Genomic DNA, 23,919 nt, shown 5'->3' on the forward strand with positions numbered 1-23,919 from the left:
GATTATGGATTCCATTCCAGAATTTGCAGGGTGGGTTTAAGGGCCAGGCTGATGCCCTGGCTACCGGATAATGGAATGTGGGTGCCGGTCAGCGGGTCATGCACGATGCCCTCATGGATTTGCGGAAAATTCAAGGTGGTGCCGGTGGCGCTCCAGAACATCAGCAGGCGTTTGCCGTCGCTGCGTGTCCATGGCACGGCAAACAGGTCATTGGGGACAGTGCTGACGGTTGGCGGGGCGGCTGGCTCCAGGCGCGGCCCGGTGATGTTCAGAAAGTTTTGCAGCGCGGTATAGACCGGTTTGGGGTTGGCTTGCAGATCGAGCAGGCCGTAACCCTGATCGCGGGCGCTGGCGCGTTCGTCCAGATCGCTGAGGTTGAACAGGAAGATGCGCTGGAAATCCAGGGCGCTCATCAGTGCCAGGCGGCGCAGGGTGTAGTCGGCCTGGCCCTGAGTGCCGATGATGGCCTGCATTTCCACCGGGCCGGCATAGCTCGACCAGCCCCATTCGGTGGCCCAGACCTGTGACACGCCATTGCTGTGCAGCAACTGGTTCATGGCATTGGAGCGCACCAGGAAATCCCGATCCGCGACCGAGTCGCCTTCGGGGTATTCGGAGTAAGGGTGATAGGCCGCCACAATGTTCTGCGAACCCAAGCCGTTTTCCACCAGCGTCTGCAGCATGTAGCCCGAGCGGTGCTGCATCTGGCTGTAGTAGGCCATGCCGGCTGTCACGATGGTCTTGTCCGGCATGACAGAACGGATCGCATTGGCGGTGGTGAACAGCAGATTACTGTAGGCAACCGGGTCGGCCTGGGGCAGCCAGATGATGTTTGGCTCATTCCAGACCTGCCAGTTGCCGACATGAGGATAACGCTGGGCCAGTGCCGCCATGCGTGAGGCGAAGACGTTGAAGTCCAGCGGAGGATACTGATCACGACTCGCCGCGGTAGAAACCGAACTGCTGGCGAAGGGGGCCGAGCCCACCAGATAGGCGAGGGTGTTGTAGCGATGGCTTTTGATGGCAGCCATGGCGTTATCAAGATCCGTGAGGTTGTACTGATCCTGGACCGGCTCGATGATTGGCCAGTGAATGGTCAGTCGCACCCAGTTCAGCCCCAGTGCGTCCAGACGCTCCATCTGCTGCTGATAGTTCTCCGGGGCGAAATACTGGAACTGCACGTTGACGCCCAGAAAGTCCTTCCAGACCACCGCGCGCGGTGCCTGCAGAACGGTCGCTGCCTGAGCGACGGTTCCCAGAGTCATCGCGCTTGTCAGCAGTACCGCGATGGCCAGCCATGATCTTGATGTGCGCCGCATATCAGTTCACCTCGCATGCCTGCCGGAATACATCCCTGAAACGTTCTGCCGTCTGACTCCAGACCCGGGTCTTGCCTATGCGCGTAGCGTTTTCGGACCACTCGATGGCCATCCGTGGTGCCGCGCAGATACGATTCAATGCCTCGGTCAGGGCCGCTACATCGCCCTGAGGGTAGATCATGCCGTTGCCATGGGAGACTTCTTCGGCAAACGAGCGGGCATCCGACGTGATGACTCCGCGACCGCAGGCGGTGGCCCATGACAGCGCGCCGCTGGTGCCGCGCAGCTTGCCCAGAAGCTTCAGTTTGCTGGACTCGCGATAGGGAAGGACCATCACATGATGGGCCTGGATGACATGGGCGATCTGTTCGGCGGGCAGGTCGAGTTGCCAGTCCACCAGGTCCGCCAGACCCAGTTGCCGGATGCGCAGACGCAACTGATCCAGATAGCTGCCCGACGGCCCGAAGGCCATTTCCGGTTCGCTGCCACCGGCCAGTGTCAGTCGCACAGTGGAACGCAATTGCGGCTGGGCGACAAAGACATTGGCCAGAGCATCCAGAAGATCCTCGATACCCTTGCCGCGATAGATGAAGCCGAAATACAGCAACCGCAGAGGCTGCAAGGCCGGCAATGGCACCGGTTCGATTGCCAGGTTGCCATGACTGATCACGGCCATCTGCGACTGCTCCAGTCCCATGCGCTGTTTCAGGCTCTGACTGCCGGCCTGAGTCAGGGTGATCAGACGGGTCATGCTTCTTGCCAGTTGACGCTCTTCGCGCAGGCATAACGGGTCGGCCAGTACCGTGGCGATTTCCGGCAGGGGAGAGCGCATGTTGCTGGCCAGGGATAATGGCCATGGCAGTTTTTCCCGGCGCCATACAAGACGCTCCGGATCATGCACGGTGGCGGTCAGTGGCAAATGAGGGAAGCGCTGACGCAACGCCCGCAATGCCTGAAATTCTGCCAGCCGTCCGCCGCCCAGCTCGGCATGGACCAGGTCGATGCCGCTCCAGTCGGTTTCGGCGACACGTTGTTCGGCCTGGCGAGGATCGTTGCCGATCCCCTGCAAGGGCGTGCGCACCTGCACGCCCAGCTCTTGCAGGGCATGCTTGAGATGCCCGGCATAATCGGCGATACCGTTCTGCTCCGGTGGCAGCGGGGCGAGCAGGGCAATTTGCATCAGGCACGGCTCCCGATGCGCTTCAGGAACTTCAGGACGTGCTCCGGTACTTCAAAGCGGCGACGGTTGAGGATCACGCCGTCGACCTTCTTGAACGCAGTGTTCAGGGTGGTCAGGGCATCTTCGAGCATCGGCACGGTGGTCTGCTCGGCACGCACCACCAACACGATCTGATCGGCATCTCGCAGCAGGACAAAAGCCTCCTGGTTGCCGTAAACACCCGAAGCATTGATCAACACGATCTCTCCCGGTTTGGCCGGCCCACGGCCTTCAGTGCGTACGCTATGGCCTTGTTCGGTCAGCAGCGTACTCAGGCGCGAGATGACAAAGTTCACCCCTTCGCCCCTATGCACGGAGGTAAAACCGATGGCCAGGCCTTTTTGCGCAACCTGACCCAGAGGCAGGATGCCGTAGATCCGGTGCAGGTTGGCCGTCAGGGCTGCACTGCGATCCTGGGCACGTTCCAGATCCGGAAGGCTGGTCCAGACCGGTACGCCAAAACGTCCTTCGATCTTGTCGCCATCGTGGATGCGCTGATCCAGCAAGTAGAAGAAGTACAACGCCAGGAAACCCACGACAACGCTCAACGGGAAGGCCAGCAGCAGCATCAACAGACTTTTCGGGAAGACCCGGCTGGCGTTGAACGTAGCGTCTTCGATGGTGGCGATGTTGCTGATCTGGCTGTTATCCAGTTCGCGGTCGATGCGCGCCTTTTCCAGGCTGTCGGTGTAGAGCGCGTAGCTTTTCTGGGCGGCATCCAGCTCGTTCTGCAAGCGCGAAAGCTCAGGCTCCAGTTTCAGTGCCAACTGACGGTCGCTTTCCAGTTGGGCCAGTTGCGCGTTCTGCTGTGCCAGTTGGGTTTGCAGGCGGGCGTAGCTGGTCTGCTGATCGGCATACACGTTCTGCATGCGGTTATAGATAGGGTTTGGCGTGATGCTTTCGGAGCGCTGGATGGTTGCGTCCTGTTCCTTGAGCAGTTGCTTGAGGTTGTTGATTTCCTCGTTGGCGGCACGCACCGGTGGCGCCTGTTCCTTGAACGAGCGCAGCAGTTCCTGACGCTCGACTTCCTTGCCGTTGATACGGTTTTGCAGGTCCTGGCGGTTGGGGTTCAACGCCAGCTCACGGCCTGCCGAGACGGTCTTGGGTTGCGCGGCCAGCTGTGTCTTCAGCGTGTCGAGTCCGGCCTTGGTGGAGGCGATGGCGCGGATGGTGTTGTTGCGTTCGGTACGCAGGTCATTGAGGCCCTGGGATGTATCGGCCAGGCGCTGGGAAATGCTCACTGCACCCAACTGGTTCAGATAGCCCTGGATCTGTTGTTTGTACGAAATGATGTTGGCGCCAATCGCCTTGACTTCGGTTTCGTAGAATCCGTACAGGCTGACGCGTCCCAGGGTCTTGGTGCGTTGCAACTGGTATTCATCGATCCAGGTCTTGAGCACGATCTGCGCGGTCACCGGGTCATTCCAGGTGAAGGTCAGCTCCATCACCGATGAGCCCTGTTCGTGACGGACCTTGAAGTTCTTCTCCAGGTCTTCGGCCATGCGCTCGACCGGCGTGCGCTTTTCCGCAAGTCCCAGGAATTGCAGCACGCTGTGACCCGCCTCGAAGATCGAGCGCACGACGTACTTGATGCCGTTTTTCACCGAAGCCATGACGCCGGTTTCAGGCTCGATCTTGGACAGCTCGTTCAGGTACTTCTCGGCCACCATACGCATGATCGGGCGACCGGTGAGCATGCGCTCTTCGTCCAGCAACGGGTCACGAAGGCCGTTGGGCACCACGATCGCCTGGCGGTCTGACAGCTCGATGGGCACGGTGCTGGTGTCACGACCGGGCTTGACCAGCAACAGCGCGGTGGACTCATAACGGTTGGGCAGCAGGAACGCGCCCAGAATGACGATGACGAAGGTCACCATCACGGTGATCTTTACTTCGCGCTTGAAGATAAAAAACAGGCGTAGCAGATCGCGAAATGAACGGATATTGATCATGTCTTTTCCCTGACGATTAGTTGTTGTTACGCAACTCGTAATTCATGCCCAGACCTATCGATTTCGCGAAAGGAATCAACTGGTTGAAGTACAGGTTGACACCGTCCACCTTGTTTCCGACCGAGGATTTGGGGACGAACACTACATCGCCGCGTTGCAGCAGGACCGGTGCTCGAGGACCACCGGCGTCTGCCCAGAGAAACTTGCTGTAATCGAAAAAGTAGGTCTTGTAGAGGCCGTTTTCTTCAAGGCGCAGCAGCGCCACCTGACGGGCATCTGCATCCAGTGCGACCCCGCCGGCGCCGACCAGGGCCTGCTCCAGATTGGTGGCCACATTGACTGGCAGAGTGACCGAGTTGCGTACCGCGCCGCCCACGAAGACGGTATTGCCCGGTGACTGGGAAATATTGATGGTCAGGGCGGTTTCGCGATAGACATCCTTGAGCTTGCTTTCCAGTACGTCGTTCAATTGCGGCAGGGTCAGGCCGGCCGCCTTGACCGTACCGATGTAGGGATAGGAAAAGGTCCCGTCATTGAGGACTTGAAAAAGCGTCAGCTCATAGATGGAGTTGGCGGTGAACGCCGATATGGATGGCGCCTCCCCGGTATTGCGCACGATACGCAAGGTATCTCCGGGGCGAATCCGTTCCGGTGGCAAGGGTTTGCCCGCCAGAGCCCGGCCAGCCGCCTGACCGGCCTCTATCTGGGCCTCGTCATCGGGCAAGCCGACCCTGGCGGGGGTATTGCAAGCGCTTAGCAGCAATACGCTGATTAACAGCAGAATGCTTTTCATCGGTCCTGAACTCCTGTCATGCACGAATAAGGCTCCCTTTCGGGTAAAGAAATCATGTTGGCCGGTACTGCCTGTCCAGTGCGTGGTGGTTCAGTTCCTCATCGTTGTGTGTGTACGTGCCATGGTGTCCTTACCGTCGAACTTCATGCCTTGGCCGCTTCCGGTGCCCGGCCATAAATGTCAGTGAAACGCACGATGTCGTCTTCCCCCAGATACTCGCCGCTCTGGACTTCGATCATCACCAGATCGATGACTCCCGGATTGACCAGACGGTGCGTGTGGCCGGGTTTGATGAAGGTCGACTCATTGGTGTCGAGCATGAATTCCCGCTCGCCATTGGTGACCCGTGCCATGCCGCTGACCACGATCCAGTGTTCGCTGCGATGGTGGTGCATCTGCAGTGACAGCGAGCCTTGCGGGCGAACCACGATACGTTTGATCTTGAAGCGCTTGCCTTCTTCGAGCACGGTGTAAGTGCCCCATGGCCGGGTGACGGTGCGGTGCAGGCGATAGGCATCGTGACCCTGGCGCTTGAGTTCCTGGGCGATGATTTTCACGTCCTGGCTGCGCGTGCCATCGGCGATCAGCAAGGCGTCCGGCGTATCGATGATGACCAGATTGTCCAGGCCCACCGCACCCACCAGGCGTTTCGGCGAGTCGATGTAGCAGTTGGTCACGTCATGCAATACGGTCTGGCCATTGCATTGGTTGCCCTGTGCATCTGCGGCAGTGAGTTCGCGCACGGCCTGCCAGGAGCCAATATCGCTCCAGCCCAGCTGGCACGGCACCACGGCGACTTTCTGCGAGCGTTCCATCAGCGCGTAATCGATGGAGATGTCCGGCACCTGGCCGAACAGCTCGCTGTCCAGTTCCAGTTGCAGTTCATGGTTGCCTTCTTTGCTGATGCTCTTTTCAAGACAGGCCTTGACCGCTTTCAGCACGTCGGGAGCATGGATTTCAAGTTCGCGCAGTACGGCATCGACGCGCATGCAGAACATCCCTGCATTCCACAGATGCAGTCCGCCGTCCACATAACCCTGGGCAGTGGCTTCATCCGGCTTCTCGACGAACCGTGCGACCTGATAGCCCTCGGCATTGAGTGACGGGCCTTTTTCGATATAGCCGAAACCGGTTTCCGGTTTGGTCGGCAGAATCCCGAAGGTCACCAGCCAGCCTTGTTCGGCCAGTTCCTGGGCGACTCCTACCACTTTTGAGAAGGCGTCGACATCGGTGATCAGGTGGTCGGCGGGCAGCACCAGCAGCTTGGCGTTGTCGCCATACAACCGGGCCACATGCAGCGCCGCCGCGGCGATGGCTGCCGCCGTGTTGCGGCCAAAAGGCTCAAGGATGAAATCCAGAGGCAGTCTGGTCTTGTTGAGCTGGCGATAGTCGTCAGCTGTGCGGAAATACACTTCACGGTTGGTGACCGTCAGCAGCCGCTCGACTTCCGGCAGCCCTGTGGCGCGTTTGAAGGTTTTTTGCAGCAGACTTTCGCCATCGGGAAGGCGCATGAAAGGCTTGGGCATGGCTTCGCGAGAGACTGGCCAGAGTCGGGTGCCGGACCCGCCGGCGATGATGCAGGGGATGAGATTGCTCATCAATAAGCCTCACGAGTGAAGAGCACTGCCGGAACAGTGCGCATAAGGATGTAAAGGTCGAACCAGACGGACCAGTTTTCTATGTACTCAAGATCGAATTCGACGCGCTTTTCGATTTTTTCCACGGTGTCTGTTTCACCACGATAGCCATGGATCTGTGCCAGGCCGGTGATGCCTGGCTTGACCCTGTGGCGTGACGTGTACTCCTTCACCGCTTGCTCGAAGAGAATGCCGGCCGCTTTGGTTGCCGTTGCATGGGGCCGAGGTCCCACCATCGACATGCTGCCTGCCACGACATTGAACAACTGTGGCAGCTCATCCAGGCTGGTCTTGCGTATGAAGCGCCCGACTCGAGTGACCCTGGCGTCACCTCGGGTGGTTTGTTGCTCGGCGGTTGCATCGGCCTGATGCTGATGCATGGAGCGAAACTTGAAGACCTCGATCAATCGGTTGTTGTAGCCATAACGTTTTTGCCGGAACAGCACCGGGCCCGGAGAATCAAGTTTGATTGCCAGGGCGATGAGCAGCATGACCGGTGACAGCGCCAGCACCGCCAGGGTCGACAGCACAATGTCTTCGGCACGCTTGAAGAACGGCGACCAGCCATTGAGCGGCACATCGGAGGCATTGAACATCGGCAGCTTGGCGACTTCGGTAATGCGATTGTGGGTGTGCCGGAAGGCGATCATGTCCGGCACCAGCAAGACATTCACCGGCAGCCTGCGCAGTTCGCGAATGATGTAGTCCATGCGGTTTTCGGCAGTCCAGGGCAGGGCAACCAGCACCTGGGTAACTTTTTCCTCACGGATCAATCGCTCCAGATCGCTGGTGTTGCCCAGCAACGGCAGGTTGGCGACGGTCTTGGGCATGCGACCGATGCGGTCATCGATGAAGCCGGTTACCCCCGAACGGATATCCTGATGCTCAAGCAGGTATTCGGCCAGGCGCATGCCGTTTTCCGTAGCCCCCAGAATCACGGCGTTCTGCAGGAAGATGCCTTTACGCATCTGGTGCTTGAAAAACACCAGCATCAGCAAACGGACGATGCAGAACAGAGCCAGGCTGCTGAGGTACCAGAAAATCAGTTGCTCGTTGCTCAGGTGCTCGAAAAAGCCCATGGTCTGGTGCATGAACAGCAAGAGGCCAAAGGCGGCAGACCAGGCGAAAGCAATGACGCGCAAGCGCAATGCGTTGCTGAACAGCGCTTCGGAGTAAACCCCCAGTGCCTGAAAGATCAGGACGCAGACGACACTGAAGAACAGCGGCATCAGTGCGTAGTCCTTGAGGTTTTCGATAGTGCCGTTGTGCATCATCGCGAGGATCAGCATCCCCGGCAGGATGCAGGAAACTCCATGTATCAGACGGATGCCTAAAAGGAAGTATTCGACCAGGCTGGTGCGTGTCAGCGAAAGACTGTCGACTGGTTGCAACCGCATAAAGCTCCCTCACTACATGGCACTCATGGCTCGAGCACCGGTCCATGATCTGTCAGTCGTCATATCGTAGAGTCAAAAAAATATCTTTTCTATTTATTTGTCTTAAGAAAAGCCATTTATTTGTCGTTTTTGGTTTTTTCCCTTGTTCTCCTGAAGTATTGTCAATTCTTTCAAGGTATCCAAAGCCTTTGATAGCGTAAGTGTTTCTCTGCATTTTGAAGGTTAACCACCTCAAATGGGGGGTTCTTGACAGTAAAGCTCATGACACAAAAAAAGTTTCACTCTGGCGATATTATTTTGCCCTTGATAGTGCTGCACAGGGTCTTCGAGGACTTTTTCCCCAGTAATTTCGGGTAATCCTGCGTTGTTGGTGCCCCGGAAAAAATTATCCTCAGGGACGGGCCTTTTCCTGCCCGGCGGGGTCACATCAAGTGCTATACGGAAATTGTGTCTGTACAGATCATCGAACATGGGGAGGCGTCATGACAAAACGCAGAGCGATTCTGATTCTGCACGGCAAGCAGTCGCTTAACGAGGATGTCCGCAACGCCGTGCTGGAAAAGCGCAAACAAGGTTGGGACCTTGATGTGCGACTGACCTGGGAGGGCGGTGATGCCCAGCGGCTGGTCACCGAGGCGCTGGCCGCAGGGCACCGGCATATCATTGCCGGAGGCGGTGACGGGACGGTACGCGACATAGCCGAAGCGCTGGCCCAGGCTCGTACCAACAGCAGTATGGTTATCCTGCCACTGGGCACTGCCAACGATTTCGCCCGGGCTGCTGGTGTACCGCTGGAAGTGGCTGACGCGCTGGATCTGCTGGATGTGGAGCCGCGTGCAGTGGACCTCGGCGAAGTCGGCGGCAAATTGTTCCTGAACATGGCCACCGGTGGCTTTGGCAGCCAGGTCACGGCCAATACGTCCGAAGACCTGAAAAAGGTGCTGGGCGGCGCAGCCTATCTGTTTACCGGGCTGTCGCGCTTCAGCGAGCTGCATGCTGCTCACGGTGAGCTGGTCGGGCCGGACTTCCACTGGCGTGGCAATCTGTTGGCCCTGGGCATCGGTAACGGTCGTCAGGCCGGAGGCGGACATGTGCTGTGTCCAGAGGCGATGGTCGATGATGGCATGCTGGATATCAGCATCCTGCCAGCGCCCCAGGAAGTGGTCGGCACGCTCAAGAGCCTGCTCGAAGGCGGCCTGGGGATCGACAACATGTTTGTACGTGCCCGCTTGCCCTGGGTCGAACTCAAGTCTGCCCAGGGGCTGGACATCAATCTGGATGGTGAGCCGCTATCGGGCGAGAACCTGCGTTTCGTGGCACGTCCGGCGGCCTTGCAGGTCCATCTGCCGAAGAATTCACCTGTACTCGGAGCGGTTCAGGCGCTCAATCGTCCAGACTGATGATCCGTTCACGCACGCTGAACAGTACCAACCCGGCAACATCGTAGATCTGCAGGCGCTTCATGATCTGCGATCGGTGACTCTCCACGGTCTTGATGCTCAGGCCCAGTCCAATGGCGATTTCCCGGGTGGATTTGCCTCGTACCACCAGACGCAGTATCTCCAGTTGGCGAGCGGTGAGATTGTATTTGTCCAGGGCTTCGGACCTGTTGGTGCGCGGACCGCGCAAGGCCCGGTTGATCACGGTATGGGCGATGGCGGGGCTCAGATAGCGTTCGTCGTTGCGCAGGGCTTCCAGCGCCTGCTCCAGCTCTCTGGCGGTAGCATCCTTGAGCAGATAGCCGTGAGCCCCCATTTCCAGGGCGCCCATGATTGTGTCGGGGTCGGTGTGCATGGAGATGATCAGCACTTTGCTGTGGGGCTGTACCGCAAGCAGTTGCTCCAGAGCATCCAGGCCATTGGTGTCCTTCATGGTAATGTCCAGAAGGATGATGTCAGGTTGCAGTTCGAGCGCAAGGCTCGCCAGCTGGCTGCCATCGGCCGCTTCGCCAATGACGGCGTAGCCGGGAATGTCTGAAATCAGAGCGCGTACGCCCGCCCTGATCAGCGAGTGGTCATCGATCAGCAGTAGATTGCAAGTCATTGAGGCTTCTTGTGTGCATTGGCCCGCTCGTGTGTACGAGGGGCCCAGGGAAACAATACGTCGATCTGTGTGCCTTGCCCCGGCGTGCTGTGCAGGCTCCAGGAACCATTGAGCAAGGCGACGCGTTCGGCCATGCCTGCCATGCCGCGCTGGCCGGCATCTGCGGGGTTGTCTGTTGGCTCGAAGCCGACGCCGTCATCCGAGATAAAGAGCGAAAGCCCGCCGGGCAGGCGCTGCAGGCGCACCAGCAGGTTTTTCGCATGGGAGTGACGCAGCACGTTGGTCACGGCCTCCTGAGCGATACGAAAGGCGGCCATGGCCATTTCTTCGGGAATGCCGGCCAGCCGCTGCTGACACTCCAGGCTCCAGCGTACCTGACTGTCGCTGAGGTTCTTCAGCAGATGGGCTCGCAGGCTGGCCTCCAGTCCCAGGCTCGACAGCTGGCGGGGATTGAGAATGCTGGACAGGTCGCGCACTTTATCCAGGGTTTCTTCAAGGATGGCATTCAGCTGTGCGCCGTGGGATTGCGCCTCTGCGGGCAGGCGACGCTCCAGCCAGTTGCACTGGATCTTTGCCGCAGTGAGCATCTGTCCGATGTCGTCGTGCAGTTCCCGGCTGAGTCGATGACGTTCGCTTTCCTGAACCTCCAGCATACGTTCGGCCAGTTCCTGAGGCTTGAGCTGGATCAGCTGGCGGTTGCGCAGTTGGGTGAGCCAGATACTGATGAAGGTGATCAGGTTGAGGGCAAGCAGTGGAAGGGGCAGGGCATCGGTACTCAGGAACAGCCCGATGTTGCCCAGGATTGCGCTTATGCACAGTGCATTGGTCAGCCAGTGGCCGTTTTTCGTGTTCAGGTATCGAAACCCTGAGAGCTTCCTGCTGACATGCATAACGAATGGCGCCACTTGTATGGTCGGTGCGGATCGATATCCGGCAGTTGTATAACAGCTCGTCAACTCAAGAGTCTGTCCATTCCCGGTCAGTAATCTTGTCTCAATGCAGGACGATTTAATGGTTAACCTGCATTTCTGTAAACAGAAAATTGCCGGTCAATATGTGTGGTGGGCATTCTTAATAATGTTTCTGGATGTTTTCATGGGGTTGCAGAGTTTAAAAAGGAAGGGGCTTTGGGCAGGGATGGCTTGTAAACCTGCTGTTACTGGTCGCTGATACTGGAGATTTCAGACAACTTTGCCAGAAGCGCCTGCTGCTCATCGCAATCCATGAGCAGTTCGCCGGTTTGCGGATCGATCAGTTCCAGTTGCCAGGACATCAATTCCAGGCAGCTTTTCAGCGTATTCAGGATTTCCGGCGAAAAGCCCGGGTACTGGCAGGCTTCGCTGAGCCACTGCTGCAGCTTTCTGGAGAAATCGGCAAGGCTTTCGATCGAAGCGCTCTGTGCTTCGAGGCTCAGTTTGAGCAGATTGGTCAGCAGGCCTTCGATGGCGTCTTCATCGTCGCCGATCATTTCCAGGTGTGACAGGCATTCCTCTGACTTGCAGAGAAGGTTCTGCGAGTTGCTAAGGAACTGATCGTGTTTTTCCTGCCACTCATTACTGTTCAGCATCCTCTGTCTCCACGCATTTCAGGTAGCGAATTTGTTTCGCCCGCAGCGAATGGACGACAGTTAATGGTGATTTCAAATGAATGTATGTAGGGGGTTTCCGAATATTGCTTAAGGATTGCTTGTGAACATCTGAAAAATGAAGCCTTGAGTGGCGCCAAACCGTTGTCGGACTGGAACACGAACACAGGCATGATTCCATTCGTTCACTGTGAATGGCGTCACAATAATGGCTATTGGGAGTTGAGAATATCAGGTCAGCCCTGATAAGGGCTCAGGGGTACCCCTAGGCTCGAATGCGTCGAGTCTGTTTTTTGTAGGGGTCAAAGAAGAGTTTTCTGTCATATTTGACCGCAGGCAGTGCGACATCAGTAAAGCATGATGGTAATGTGACATCAATGCTTGGACATTGTATTTATGGCTATTAAGGTCCGGGCTGTTGCAGCCGATACAGGTACTGCAGACCCATCGTGATCAACGCTTCAGGAGCTATAAATGGCTGGCATTCTCGACACAGTAGATCAACGCACACAGCTGGTGGGCGAGAATCGCCTGGAAATCCTCATGTTTCGCCTTGCCGGTCGTCAGTTGTTCGCGATCAACGTGTTCAAGGTCCAGGAAGTGCTCCAGCTACCCAAGCTGACCCTGATGCCGCAGCGTCACTCCTTTGTCTGTGGTGTGGTCAACCTGCGTGGCCAGACGCTGCCGGTGATCGACCTGTCCCAGGCGATCGGCATGCGCCCGCTGGTTCCAGGCCCGGGCAGCACCATCATCGTGACCGAATACAACCGCTCCGTGCAGGCGTTCCTGGTCGGCGGCGTGGACCGTATCGTCAACATGAACTGGGATGCAATCATGCCGCCGCCAGCCAGCGCCGGTCGCCAGCATTACCTGACTGCCATCAGCAAGGTCGATGACCAGTTGGTGGAGATTATCGACGTGGAAAAAGTCCTCGCCGAGATCGTGCCCTACAACGCCAAGGTGTCCCGCGAGAAGCTGGAAGATCCGGCTCTGGAGCAGGCTCGTGGTCGTGAAATCCTTCTGGTGGACGACTCCAAGGTGGCTCTGGCCCAATTGCGCGACACTCTTTCGCAACTGGGGCTCAAGCTGCATGTGGCCAGCGATGGTCTCAAGGCGCTGAACATGCTCAAGGGCTGGGCGGACGCCGGGGAGAACGTCGAGGAAAAACTGCTGATGGTCTTTACCGATGCCGAGATGCCTGAAATGGACGGTTATCGCCTGACCACGGAAATCCGCAACGACCCGCGTCTGCGCAGTCTGTACATCGTGTTGCACACCTCATTGTCCGGCAGTTTCAACGAATCCATGGTCAAGAAGGTCGGTTGCGACAACTTCCTCTCCAAGTTCCAGCCCGACAAACTGGTTGAAGTCGTACGCCAGCGCCTGTTGATGGTCAGCGACGGCTGAAACATTTGCTGCTTTGCCTGGGGCGCCTCGTATAAGCTGCGACTTTCATGTCGCAGTTTTTCGAGCCACCAAGGAACAGGCAATGCTACGTCTCGCTTCTCTTTATCGTTTCCCCCTCAAATCCTGTAAAGCCGAAGTGCTGCAGCGCGCAGCGTTCGATGAGTTGGGGCTGGCAGGCGATCGACGCTGGATGCTGGTGGACGCAAACAGCGGACGGTTCTTCACTCAGCGTGCCTTGCCGCACATGTCGCAACTGTCCGTTCTGTGGAATGCGGCAGGTGGTGTGACCCTTTCTGCTCCCGGTTTCCAGCCTCTGGATGTGGCTCTGCCTGTCGATGTGGAGGCGACTCTGCGCGGTGTGACGGTCTGGCGCGATACCTTGCAGGTGCCGGATGCGGGAGAGGAGGCGGCCGCCTGGGTCAGCGAATTCATCGGCAAGCCGACCCGCATGGTGTATGTGCCGGTGGATCGCGCACGCTCGCTGCCCAGTGGCTATGGCACAGGCGCTGACAAGGTTTCGTTTGCCGATGGTTTCCCCTTGCTGCTCATTGGCCAGGGTTCGCTCGACGATCTGTCTGCCAGAATCGGGCGTCCTCAGGAGATGCTGCGCTTCAGGCCCAATCTGGTCATCGAAGGTGCCGAGGCCTTTGCCGAGGACAACTGGAAACGCATCCGCATCGGTGAGATGGAGTTTCGCATCCTCAAGCCTTGCGCACGCTGCATCCTGACCACCATCGATCCGGCTACCGGCCAGCGCAGCGAAGACCGTGAGCCTCTGACGACTCTCAAGACTTATCGTGAAGTCGAGGGGGATGTGATGTTTGGCCAGAATATGGTCAATGACGGGCCGGGTGTGCTGGAAGTGGGGATGCCGGTGGAGATTCTGGAGTAACTGGCTGTGTCGAGGAGGGCAAGGCAGCGCGGCTGACTTGCCCTCCAGCAGCGTTTACAGATCGTCGAAGAACCGCTCATGCCAATCCACCAGCGGCTGTGGTGAATTGAGCTTCTGCCCGTAGATCACGGAATAAGACAGCACGTTTTGCACGTACTGGCGGGTTTCATCGAAGGGAATGCTTTCTACCCAGACATCGAATGCCAGATGGTTCGCGCCCTTGAGCCATTGGCGAACGCGGCCCGGGCCAGCGTTGTAAGCGGCGGAGGCGAGCACCCGGTTGCCATTGAACTGACCGTGAACCTGGCTCAGGTAGGCAGCACCCAGTTGAATGTTCTTGTCAGGATTGAACACCTGCTGTGGCGAGGCCAGCGGAATGCTGAACTTGCGGGCGGTTTCCTTGGCGGTGGCCGGCATCAACTGCATCAGGCCGCTGGCACCCACGCCTGAACGGGCGTCGTCCATGAATGCGCTTTCCTGGCGGGTAATGGCGAATACCCAGCTCGAATGGAGGCCGCGTACCTGAGCTTCACGGACCAGTGTGTCGCGGTGGGCCATGGGGAAGCGGATATCCAGATCGTCCCAGTACTGCGCCTGACTGATGGTGCGAATCGCCGGGAAGTACCACTTCATGTCATAGGCCAGCCTGGCCTGGGCAACCATTTCGTCACGGCTGAACAGACGGCTGACGTGATACCACTCGCGACGACCGTCGACGATTTCGCCGCGATCATGAAACTCCAGGGCGCGGCGTATGCCCGGCGTGTTGCGAACCTTGTTGACCAGGGCAGGGCTGAGCGCCAGAGGCTTGTTGTTGAGCTGGTATGGGCTCTGGGTCCGGTCGGCCGCCAGGAAGCCATAGAAATCGCGTTCCTTGGCCACGTCCTTGTACAGGCTCGGGATCAGCGGGTTGTTCGGCTGGGCAAGCTCGAGTGCGCGAGCTTCCCAATAGCGCCAGCGGTTGGTGCTTGCCAGATCCTGAGGCAGGCGGCGTGCCAGTTCGTAGGCATCCTCCCAGCGTCCCAGGCGTAACAGCAGGCGCAGGCGCCACTCGGTCACAGTGTTGTCCTGCAGCTCGGGGTCGTATTTGGTCATGACCTCCAGAGCTCGGTCGTCATAGCGACGGGCCAGGGTCAGGCCGATTTCCTTTGCGATCTCCACCTGTTCTTCACGGGAGAAGTGCATGGTCGCGGCGTAACCGTCGAGCATGGCCAGGGCTTTTTGCGGGTCCTGTCTGGCGAGGCGACGCAAGCCCAGACCCACCACATCTGACATGGCTTCATCCACAGGAGCGAACTGCGTCGGGTTATTGAGCATCTCCGGTTTCTGGGCAACGGCCAGCAGCAACTTGCCCTGAGGCGCCAGAGAGTTGAGGCTGTTGACCAGGGTGTTCGCCAGACTGTAGTTGCGCGCCTGGGCTGCCAGCTTGGCACGCTGCCAGCGTTTCTGTTCGGTCAACTGGCCAGCGGCAGCCCACTGGCTGAAGAATGCATCGCAGGCGGCCGGCTGGGTTTTGCCGGTCATCCACAGCTTTTCGGCGTTGGCATAGCCTTCGGCGCGCAGATTGTTGTTCAACTGGTATTGGCCGTACAGGCAGTCCAGTTCGACAAAATTCATCTTGGGGCTGTAGTACTTGACGAAGGGCTGCCAGTCGCCGCGTTCGGCCAGCCAGCGCAACCAGCGCAGTTTCATCCAGTTGGCCTGGGGCAGGTCGCCGTGTTCGGCCAGGAATCGTTCTATTTCCTGATTGCTGGCGGTCTTGAGGCGCGCAGTCAGTTCGTCGTATTCGAGGTAGGGCTCCAGCGGGTAAGTGGCCAGTGCCGATTTGTACATTTGATAAGGGCCCGAATCACCCTTGGCCAGTGCCCGTTTTGCTTCGTCGTAATATTGGCGTTGTTGGCTGAGGTCTGCCGCGTGAGCGTTCTGGGCCGCGGTGGCAGAGAGCAGCAGGCAGGATAAAAAGCTGAACAAGCGACTGCGCATGAGACTTCCGAGCAGATGATTCGTGAAAAGTGCCGCTAGCTTAGCCTTTTGCCAGCCTCGGGTGAAAGCATTGCCGCAGGCTGTAACGCCCTTGAATGAAACCGGATGTTATAAGGCTTTCACACTCTGTCGCTGCCCGGTGGCATGAATGCCGACATCCACGGGTGATCTCAGGTAGAATGCGCGCCCGGTTTTTGGAGAAGATCATGACCCTGCTCAAATTCAGCGATGTGTCCCTTGCTTTCGGCGCCATGCCGTTGTTGGACAAGGTGTCCTGGCAGATCGCCCGTGGTGAGCGGGTGTGCATCATCGGCCGTAACGGTACAGGCAAATCCAGCATGTTGAAGCTGGTCAAGGGCGTGCAGAAGCCCGATGACGGCGCTGTCTGGCGTGCGCCTGGCCTCAAGATCGGCGAGTTGCCCCAGGAATTGCCTGTGGCCGACGAGCGGACCGTCTTTGACGTGGTCGCCGAAGGCCTTGATGGCGTGGGCTCCTTGCTCGCCCAGTATCATCACCTTGCCCAGAACTGCGTGACCGAGGAAGACCTCAACAAGCTCATGCATGTCCAGCAGGAACTCGAAGCTCGTGACGGCTGGCGTCTGCAGCAATTGGTCGACAGCACCCTGAGCCGCCTGCAACTGCCGGCTGACAAGACCCTGGCCGAGTTGTCCGGTGGCTGGCGTCGCCGTGTGCTGCTGGCCCAGGCACTGGTTTCCGAGCCGGATCTGCTGCTGCTCGACGAACCGACCAACCACCTGGACATCGGCGCAATCGCCTGGCTTGAAGAAGCCCTCAAGGATTTCCAGGGCGCTGTGTTGTTTATCACCCACGACCGGGCATTCCTGCAGAACCTGGCGACCCGTATTCTGGAACTCGACCGTGGCGGCCTGATCGACTGGAACGGCGACTACGCCAGCTTCCTGGTCCACAAGGAAGCGGCACTGGCTGCGGAAGAAACCGCCAATGCCCTGTTCGACAAGCGTCTGGCTCAGGAAGAAGTGTGGATTCGTCAGGGCATCAAGGCCCGTCGTACCCGTAACGAAGGTCGTGTGCGCGCCCTCAAGGCTCTGCGCGTCGAGCGCAGCGAGCGTCGCGAGCGTACCGGCAAGGCGAATATCCAGCTCGATACTGCGGAGAAATCCGGCAAGCAGGTGATGGTGCTGGAAGGCGTCAGCTTCGCTCATCCGGGCGGTCCGACGCTGATCAAGGATTTCTCCATGGTCCTGCAGCGCGAGGACCGTATCGGCCTGCTGGGTGCCAACGGTACCGGCAAGACCACGTTGCTCAAGCTGATGCTGGACAACCTGCAGCCTACCGAGGGCAAGGTCGAGGTCGGTACTCGTCTGGACGTCGCTTACTTCGACCAGTTGCGTCACCAGCTCGATCTGGAAAAGACCGTGATCGACAACGTGGCCGAAGGTCGTGACTTCATCGACATCGATGGTCAGAGCCGTCACGTCCTGAGCTACCTGGGCGATTTCCTGTTCAGCCCGCAACGTGCGCGTACGCCGGTCAAGGCGTTGTCCGGTGGTGAGCGTGCCCGTCTGTTGCTGGCCAAGCTGTTCAGCAAGCCGGCCAACCTACTGGTCCTCGATGAGCCGACCAACGACCTGGACGTGGAAACCCTGGAGCTGCTTGAAGAAGTGCTGCTGACCTTCAAGGGCACCGTACTGATGGTCAGTCACGACCGGGCATTCCTGGACAACGTGGTGACCAGCACGCTGGTGTTCGAGGGCGAAGGCAAGGTTCGCGAATACGTCGGCGGTTATCAGGACTGGCTGCGTCAGGGCGGTTCACCGCGCCTGCTGGGCGTGACCGATACCAAGTCGGGCAAGGCCGAGCTGAACAGCGCGGTGGTGCAGGCTGCACCGGTCGCCGCTCAGGAAATGCCGGTTGCGAAAAAGAAGCTCAGCTACAAGCAGCAGCGCGAACTGGAAGCCTTGCCGGCGCAGATTGATGAAGTGGAAGGGCTCATCGCTGCCCTGACCGCCGAAATGGCCGAGCCGGGCTTCTATCAGCGTTCTTCCGAGCAGACCACTGCGGTGCTGGCTCAGGTCGAAAGCCTGCAGGCTCAGCTTGATGCCTTGCTGGAGCGCTGGGCCGAACTGGACGAGTGATACCGAATCGGTAGGAGCGAATGCATTCGCGAGGCGTCATTGAGGCCGATACATCTCTTTGGATGTGCCGGCCTCTCGCGAATAAATGTGCTTACTGACGTTGTTTTGAAAAGCCCGGGAGCGATGCCCGGGCTTTTCGCTTTACTCAGGTTTGTTAAGGCGTACAGCCAGTACGTCGCAAGGTGCGCCATGCAGGACGTCATTGGCGGTGGAGCCCAGCAGCAGGGCAAGGCCGTGGCGACCATGGCTGCCGACAACGATCAGGTCGCACTTCTGGTTCTTGGCCAGTTGATGGATTTCCTGGCGTGGCTGACCGTAGACCAGATGGCTTTCGCCTGCCTTGATCTCCGGGTATTTTTCCTTCAGTTTTTCCAGCTTTTCCTTGGCCTGATCGAATTGCTGCTGTTGCAACTGAGACAGATCCATTGGAACGTCGCCCCCGAAGGCCATGGCCATGGGTTCGACGATGTGCACCATCGACAGGGTGGCATCGCTGGCCTGGGCCAATACACGAGCGCGACGGATGACTGGGTCGCACTCGTCGGTGAGGTCAATGGCAACCAGAATGTGTTGATACGACATAAGGAGGTCCTCCGAGAGGATTGCGATAAGGGTGAGTATGGCTTCTTCGCACGCTTGTGGGCAGGCCCTTTTGCAAACCATTGTTTATTTTGATTTTTTAGTGCTGCGAAAGCTGGCAAGCAAGGGTGCTGTCTGCTCTGCGACTCTTTCGGTGATCTCCTTTTATCGGCGCGCATTTGCATCCATTTCGATGCCGGATATTTCCAGTTGCGGCCACTTTTCGTACAGAGCCTGATCGGGCGGGGACAAGAAATATGACGACCTTGGTGGTTCTGTCAATCATTTGTGTGATGTTGAGCCCGCTGGTATGGCTGCGTCCCTCGCGTCAGCAGAGCGGCAGAATGGCTTTGCGCCTTGAGGCGCGGCGCCTGGGAATGGCCATGCAGCTTGCGCCCCAGGAATGGCCGCACTGGCTCTCCAAGGAGCCTCCAAGCCCTTGCGCCCAATATCATCGGCCTCGTTCGGGCTCGCAGAAGGCGTGCTGGGCTTATTGGCAGAGTGAGCCGGGCGTCTGGCTCAACCGCTGGCGCGAGCCTTGTGAGGATGCGGGGCTGATAAATCATTTCAATACGTTGCCAGCGGACGTGTTCAAGGTCGAGGCCGATGCGCAGATGATTGCTTTGTTCTGGGGCGAGAGGGGGGAGCCGCAGGTCTTGCCGAAAATCGATGCGGTGCTCAAGGCGCTGGCCTGAAGCCCATCCGATGTGCGGGCAATAAAAAGCCCGACAACAACATCGGGCTGGGGGTTGGCCAGGCAGGCCGATAATTCGTGGCGCTACGGTGCAATGCCGTAGATCGCCGAGTCCTGCGCGCCGATGAGCGGCTTTGCAGGCACTGGCCAGACTTTAGACCTTACGCTCCGTTTTGTCGCGTTTTTCCCGAGTATTTTTCATCTGCGAGCCTCAACGGTGCAAGAAGTCGCGTCGGGGTTTGCTTCGAGCTTTGCATTATCACTTTTTTGAATGGGGCCAAATCAAACTTGGGGTCTTGGGTGAAGGCAAGGCTGCAATCTGGCCAATACGCCGTTTTTATTGATGTTTCGTCGAATTGACAATTTTCGGGTTTTGCCTGATGGTGTGCATACCCAAATCAAACGGGCGTATGAATTGATCGTTTGGTCGTCAGACGGCTCTGACAGAACTCTGACTACCACGTCGGCGGGTGTGCTTGATTTGGCGTGTTCATCGACGGCGACGTCGTAGTCTCGTCGAACCTCAAGGTTCGGCGAGTATTGTTCAGCTTCCCTATTGTGGAGATCAGTTGATGATTTACGAAGGTAAAGCCATCACGGTTAAGGCTCTTGAAAGTGGCATCGTCGAATTGAATTTCGACCTCAAGGGTGAGTCCGTCAACAAGTTCAATCGCCTGACCTTGAGCGAGCTGCGTCAGGTGGTTGATGCCCTCAAGGCCGACGCTTCTGTCAAAGGCGTGATTGTCACCAGTGGCAAGGACGTATTCATTGTCGGTGCCGATATCACTGAGTTTGTTGATAACTTCAAGTTGCCGGAAAGCGAACTGATTGCCGGTAACCTCGAGGCCAACAGGATCTTCAGCGACTTTGAAGACCTGAGTGTGCCTACGGTCGTCGCCATCAATGGCATCGCACTGGGCGGTGGCCTGGAGATGTGTCTGGCGGCTGATTATCGCGTCATTGCCAATACGGCGAAGATCGGTCTTCCCGAGGTCAAGCTGGGCATTTATCCCGGTTTCGGCGGTACTGTCCGCCTGCCACGCATCATCGGGGCCGACAACGCCATCGAGTGGATCGCTTCCGGCAAGGAAAACGCTGCCGAAGACGCCCTCAAGGTCGGTGCTGTCGATGCCGTGGTCATCCCTGAAAAACTTCAGGCCGCTGCTTTGGATCTGATCAAACGCGCCATCAGCGGCGAGTTCGATTTCAAGGCCAAGCGTCAGCCCAAGCTGGACAAGCTCAAGCTCAATCCCATTGAGCAAATGATGGCATTTGAAACCGCCAAAGGTTTTGTTGCAGGTCAAGCCGGCCCGAATTATCCGGCACCTGTCGAAGCCATCAAGACCATCCAGAAAGCCGCGAACTTCGGTCGTGACAAGGCGTTGGAAGTCGAAGCTGCCGGTTTCGTGAAAATGGCCAAGACGTCTGCGGCGCAGAGTCTGATCGGCTTGTTCCTGAACGATCAGGAACTGAAAAAGAAAGCCAAGGCATACGATGCACTGGCCAAGGACGTGAAACAGGCTGCCGTACTGGGTGCCGGGATCATGGGCGGCGGTATCGCTTATCAGTCGGCGGTGAAAGGCACGCCGATCCTGATGAAGGATATTCGCGAAGAAGCCATTCAACTGGGCCTCAATGAAGCCTCCAAGCTGCTGGGTGGCCGTGTCGACAAAGGTCGTCTGACACCTGCCAAGATGGCTGAAGCACTCAATGCGATTCGTCCTACCTTGTCTTATGGCGACTTCGGCAACGTCGACCTGGTGGTCGAAGCGGTAGTCGAAAACCCCAAGGTCAAGCAGGCGGTACTGGCCGAAGTCGAAGCCAATGTGGCTGAAAACACTATCCTGGCCTCCAATACATCGACCATTTCCATCTCCTTGCTGGCCCAGGCCCTCAAGCGTCCGGAAAACTTCGTCGGCATGCACTTCTTCAACCCGGTGCACATGATGCCGCTGGTGGAAGTCATTCGTGGCGAGAAGTCCAGCGAAGAAGCCGTGGCAACCACCGTTGCCTACGCCAAGAAAATGGGCAAGAACCCGATTGTGGTCAACGACTGCCCGGGCTTCCTGGTCAACCGTGTCCTGTTCCCGTACTTCGGCGGTTTCGCCAAGCTGGTCAGTGCCGGTGTGGATTTCGTGCGCATCGACAAGGTCATGGAGAAGTTCGGCTGGCCCATGGGGCCTGCGTACCTGATGGACGTGGTCGGCATCGACACGGGTCACCATGGTCGTGACGTCATGGCCGAAGGCTTTCCGGACCGCATGAAGGACGATACTCGTTCTGCCGTGGACGTGCTGTACGAGGCCAAGCGCCTTGGCCAGAAGAACGGCAAAGGCTTCTATGCCTATGAGACGGACAAGAAGGGCAAGCCTAAAAAGGTCAGCGACCCTACCGTGCTGGACGTGCTCAAGCCGATCGTCTACGAGCAGCGTGAAGTGACCGATGAAGACATCATCAACTGGATGATGATCCCGCTGTGCATGGAAACCGTGCGCTGCCTGGAAGACGGCATCGTCGAGACTGCTGCCGAAGCCGACATGGGCCTGATCTACGGCATCGGTTTCCCTCCGTTCCGTGGTGGTGCGCTGCGTTACATCGACTCCATCGGCGTCGCCCAATTCGTTGCCCTCGCTGACCAATATGCCGAGCTGGGTGCCTTGTATCAACCGACCGCGAAGCTGCGTGAAATGGCCAGTAAAGGCCAGAGCTTCTTCGGTTAAGCGCCTTCTGAGGAATGAACGTATGAGCTTGAATCCAAGAGACGTCGTGATTGTCGACTTCGGTCGCACCCCGATGGGCCGCTCCAAGGGCGGCATGCACCGCAACACCCGTGCCGAAGACATGTCGGCGCACCTGATCAGCAAGTTGCTGGAGCGCAATGCGAAGATCGACCCGGCCGAGGTGGAAGATGTCATCTGGGGCTGCGTCAACCAGACCCTGGAGCAGGGCTGGAACATCGCACGCATGGCGTCGTTGCTGACCCAGATCCCGCACACCTCTGCGGCCCAGACCGTGAGCCGCCTCTGCGGCTCGTCCATGAGCGCGCTGCACACGGCGGCCCAGGCGATCATGACCGGCAACGGTGATGTGTTCGTGATCGGTGGCGTCGAGCACATGGGCCATGTCGGCATGATGCATGGCGTCGACCCGAACCCGCACATGTCCCTGCATGCCGCCAAGGCTTCGGGGATGATGGGCCTGACTGCCGAAATGCTTGGCAAGATGCACGGCATTACCCGTGAGCAACAGGACGCTTTCGGCCTGCGCTCCCACCAGCTCGCTCACAAGGCGACCCTGGAGGGCAAGTTCAAGGACGAGATCATCCCGATGCAGGGTTATGACGAAGACGGTTTTCTCAAGGTTTTCGACTACGACGAAACCATCCGTCCGGATACCACCCTGGAAAGTCTCGCGGCGCTCAAGCCTGCATTCAATCCCAAGGGCGGTACTGTAACGGCGGGTACGTCATCGCAGATTACCGACGGTGCGTCCTGCATGATCGTCATGTCTGCCCAGCGTGCCAAGGACCTGGGTATCGAGCCGATGGCGGTCATCCGTTCCATGGCCGTTGCGGGTGTAGACCCGGCAATCATGGGTTACGGCCCGGTACCGGCGACTCAGAAAGCCCTCAAGCGTGCCGGTCTTGGCATTGCCGATATCGACTTCTTCGAGCTCAACGAAGCCTTCGCCGCACAGGCCCTGCCAGTGCTCAAGGATCTGAAAGTGCTCGACAAGATGAACGAGAAGGTTAATCTGAACGGCGGCGCTATCGCCCTGGGCCATCCATTTGGGTGCTCCGGTGCGCGTATTTCGGGTACTTTGCTCAATGTAATGAAGCAGAATGGCGGCAAGCTGGGCGTCTCGACCATGTGTATCGGTCTGGGCCAGGGCATTGCCACTGTTTTTGAACGCATCTGAGATTGAAAGGGTCTGTTGCCGTCAACGGACCCTGAATTGATGCGAGCCGGGGCCTGGTCCCCGGCTTTTGTATTTTGGAAAAAGCCATTTTTTTACCCGTTGTTTCAGTCATGTTTCAAGAGGGCAACAGCATGCAATTAGAGCCAGGGCTCTATCGCCATTACAAAGGCCCGGAGTACCGGGTATTCAGTGTTGCGCGACATTCCGAAACCGAGGAAGAAGTGGTGTTCTATCAAGCTCTTTACGGTGATTTCGGGATGTGGGTACGTCCTTTGAGCATGTTCCTCGAGTCCGTCGAGGTTGACGGCGAGCAAGTGCCGCGCTTTGCTTTGGTTCAGGTTGAGCCGAGTCTTTTTACCCGTCCGTGAGTCGGGGCCGTACAAC

19 protein-coding genes are annotated in these 23,919 nt (G+C 58.1%); 8 read left to right on the forward strand and 11 right to left on the reverse strand.

Annotated elements, in window-relative coordinates:
* Positions 1–2: 2 nt before the first annotated feature.
* The 6 genes from CKW23_RS01160 to CKW23_RS01185 form a co-directional block, all read right to left on the reverse strand.
* On the reverse strand, positions 3–1,319 hold the full coding sequence (locus tag CKW23_RS01160; protein ID WP_025260759.1) for a cellulase family glycosylhydrolase: 1,317 nt from the start codon (positions 1,317–1,319) through the stop codon (positions 3–5).
* 1 nt (position 1,320) lies between these two features.
* The gene (locus tag CKW23_RS01165; protein ID WP_025260758.1) at positions 1,321–2,499 is read right to left on the reverse strand and encodes a glycosyltransferase; all 1,179 of its coding nucleotides are present in this window, start codon (positions 2,497–2,499) and stop codon (positions 1,321–1,323) included.
* Entirely contained in the window at positions 2,499–4,490 is a 1,992-nt protein-coding gene (locus tag CKW23_RS01170) for an LPS biosynthesis protein (RefSeq protein WP_025260757.1), read from the reverse strand. The genes CKW23_RS01165 and CKW23_RS01170 overlap by 1 nt, the downstream gene beginning before the upstream one ends.
* Before the next feature lie 16 nt (positions 4,491–4,506).
* Complete coding sequence (locus CKW23_RS01175; RefSeq protein WP_025260756.1) at positions 4,507–5,283, reverse strand: polysaccharide biosynthesis/export family protein; 777 nt, start codon at positions 5,281–5,283, stop codon at positions 4,507–4,509.
* A gap of 143 nt (positions 5,284–5,426) precedes the next feature.
* Positions 5,427–6,881, reverse strand: a complete 1,455-nt coding sequence (locus CKW23_RS01180) for a mannose-1-phosphate guanylyltransferase/mannose-6-phosphate isomerase (protein ID WP_095066892.1) — start codon at positions 6,879–6,881, stop codon at positions 5,427–5,429.
* Positions 6,881–8,317, reverse strand: a complete 1,437-nt coding sequence (locus CKW23_RS01185; RefSeq protein ID WP_025260754.1) for an undecaprenyl-phosphate glucose phosphotransferase — start codon at positions 8,315–8,317, stop codon at positions 6,881–6,883. Before CKW23_RS01185 ends, CKW23_RS01180 begins: the two co-directional genes overlap by 1 nt.
* A 482-nt stretch (positions 8,318–8,799) precedes the next feature.
* On the opposite strand from CKW23_RS01185, the gene yegS reads away from it, so the two are divergent.
* Positions 8,800–9,717: a lipid kinase YegS gene (gene yegS / locus CKW23_RS01195; RefSeq protein ID WP_025260752.1), complete on the forward strand. Its 918-nt coding sequence runs from the start codon at positions 8,800–8,802 to the stop codon at positions 9,715–9,717.
* Here yegS and CKW23_RS01200 read toward each other — a convergent pair.
* From CKW23_RS01200 to CKW23_RS01210, 3 genes are all read right to left on the reverse strand, one after another.
* A complete protein-coding gene (locus CKW23_RS01200) occupies positions 9,701–10,360 on the reverse strand; it encodes a response regulator transcription factor (RefSeq protein ID WP_025260751.1) in 660 nt (219 codons plus the stop codon). The two genes, yegS and CKW23_RS01200, sit on opposite strands and share 17 nt — an antisense overlap.
* The gene (locus CKW23_RS01205) at positions 10,357–11,250 is read right to left on the reverse strand and encodes a sensor histidine kinase (RefSeq protein WP_025260750.1); all 894 of its coding nucleotides are present in this window, start codon (positions 11,248–11,250) and stop codon (positions 10,357–10,359) included. Before CKW23_RS01205 ends, CKW23_RS01200 begins: the two co-directional genes overlap by 4 nt.
* A 266-nt stretch (positions 11,251–11,516) precedes the next feature.
* A complete protein-coding gene (locus CKW23_RS01210; RefSeq protein WP_038399922.1) occupies positions 11,517–11,927 on the reverse strand; it encodes a hypothetical protein in 411 nt (136 codons plus the stop codon).
* Positions 11,928–12,419: 492 nt separating this feature from the next.
* Between CKW23_RS01210 and CKW23_RS01215 the strand changes: the two genes are divergently transcribed.
* Together CKW23_RS01215 and CKW23_RS01220 are read left to right on the forward strand one after the other, a co-directional pair.
* Positions 12,420–13,352 (forward strand): chemotaxis protein CheV, encoded by a 933-nt coding sequence (locus CKW23_RS01215; protein WP_025260749.1) that lies wholly within the window; start codon positions 12,420–12,422, stop codon positions 13,350–13,352.
* 82 nt (positions 13,353–13,434) lie between these two features.
* Positions 13,435–14,244 (forward strand): MOSC domain-containing protein, encoded by an 810-nt coding sequence (locus tag CKW23_RS01220; RefSeq protein ID WP_025260748.1) that lies wholly within the window; start codon positions 13,435–13,437, stop codon positions 14,242–14,244.
* A gap of 54 nt (positions 14,245–14,298) precedes the next feature.
* On the opposite strand, the gene CKW23_RS01225 is transcribed toward CKW23_RS01220, so the two are convergent.
* Positions 14,299–16,227, reverse strand: coding sequence for a transglycosylase SLT domain-containing protein (locus CKW23_RS01225; RefSeq protein ID WP_025260747.1), 1,929 nt, complete (start codon positions 16,225–16,227; stop codon positions 14,299–14,301).
* 206 nt (positions 16,228–16,433) lie between these two features.
* Here CKW23_RS01225 and CKW23_RS01230 point away from each other — a divergent pair, with 206 nt between their 5' ends.
* Complete coding sequence (locus CKW23_RS01230) at positions 16,434–18,344, forward strand: ATP-binding cassette domain-containing protein (protein ID WP_025260746.1); 1,911 nt, start codon at positions 16,434–16,436, stop codon at positions 18,342–18,344.
* A 141-nt stretch (positions 18,345–18,485) separates the two neighbouring features.
* On the opposite strand, the gene CKW23_RS01235 is transcribed toward CKW23_RS01230, so the two are convergent.
* Positions 18,486–18,926, reverse strand: a complete 441-nt coding sequence (locus tag CKW23_RS01235; protein WP_025260745.1) for a universal stress protein — start codon at positions 18,924–18,926, stop codon at positions 18,486–18,488.
* 254 nt (positions 18,927–19,180) lie between these two features.
* Between CKW23_RS01235 and CKW23_RS01240 the strand changes: the two genes are divergently transcribed.
* The 4 genes from CKW23_RS01240 (at position 19,181) to CKW23_RS01260 (ending at position 23,903) form a co-directional block, all read left to right on the forward strand.
* Complete coding sequence (locus tag CKW23_RS01240) at positions 19,181–19,618, forward strand: hypothetical protein (RefSeq protein ID WP_025260744.1); 438 nt, start codon at positions 19,181–19,183, stop codon at positions 19,616–19,618.
* Between the two features lie 571 nt (positions 19,619–20,189).
* Positions 20,190–22,337 carry a fatty acid oxidation complex subunit alpha FadB gene (gene fadB, locus CKW23_RS01250; RefSeq protein WP_025260743.1) on the forward strand — a complete coding sequence of 716 codons (2,148 nt, stop codon included), beginning with the start codon at positions 20,190–20,192 and terminating at the stop codon, positions 22,335–22,337.
* A 22-nt stretch (positions 22,338–22,359) separates the two neighbouring features.
* Positions 22,360–23,535 (forward strand): acetyl-CoA C-acyltransferase FadA, encoded by a 1,176-nt coding sequence (gene fadA / locus CKW23_RS01255; RefSeq protein WP_025260742.1) that lies wholly within the window; start codon positions 22,360–22,362, stop codon positions 23,533–23,535.
* Between the two features lie 131 nt (positions 23,536–23,666).
* Positions 23,667–23,903 (forward strand): DUF1653 domain-containing protein, encoded by a 237-nt coding sequence (locus CKW23_RS01260; RefSeq protein ID WP_025260741.1) that lies wholly within the window; start codon positions 23,667–23,669, stop codon positions 23,901–23,903.
* Positions 23,904–23,919 lie beyond the last annotated feature (16 nt).

It is taken from the genome of Pseudomonas sp. Irchel 3A18, from assembly GCF_900187465.1.
Lineage (GTDB): Bacteria > Pseudomonadota > Gammaproteobacteria > Pseudomonadales > Pseudomonadaceae > Aquipseudomonas > Aquipseudomonas cichorii.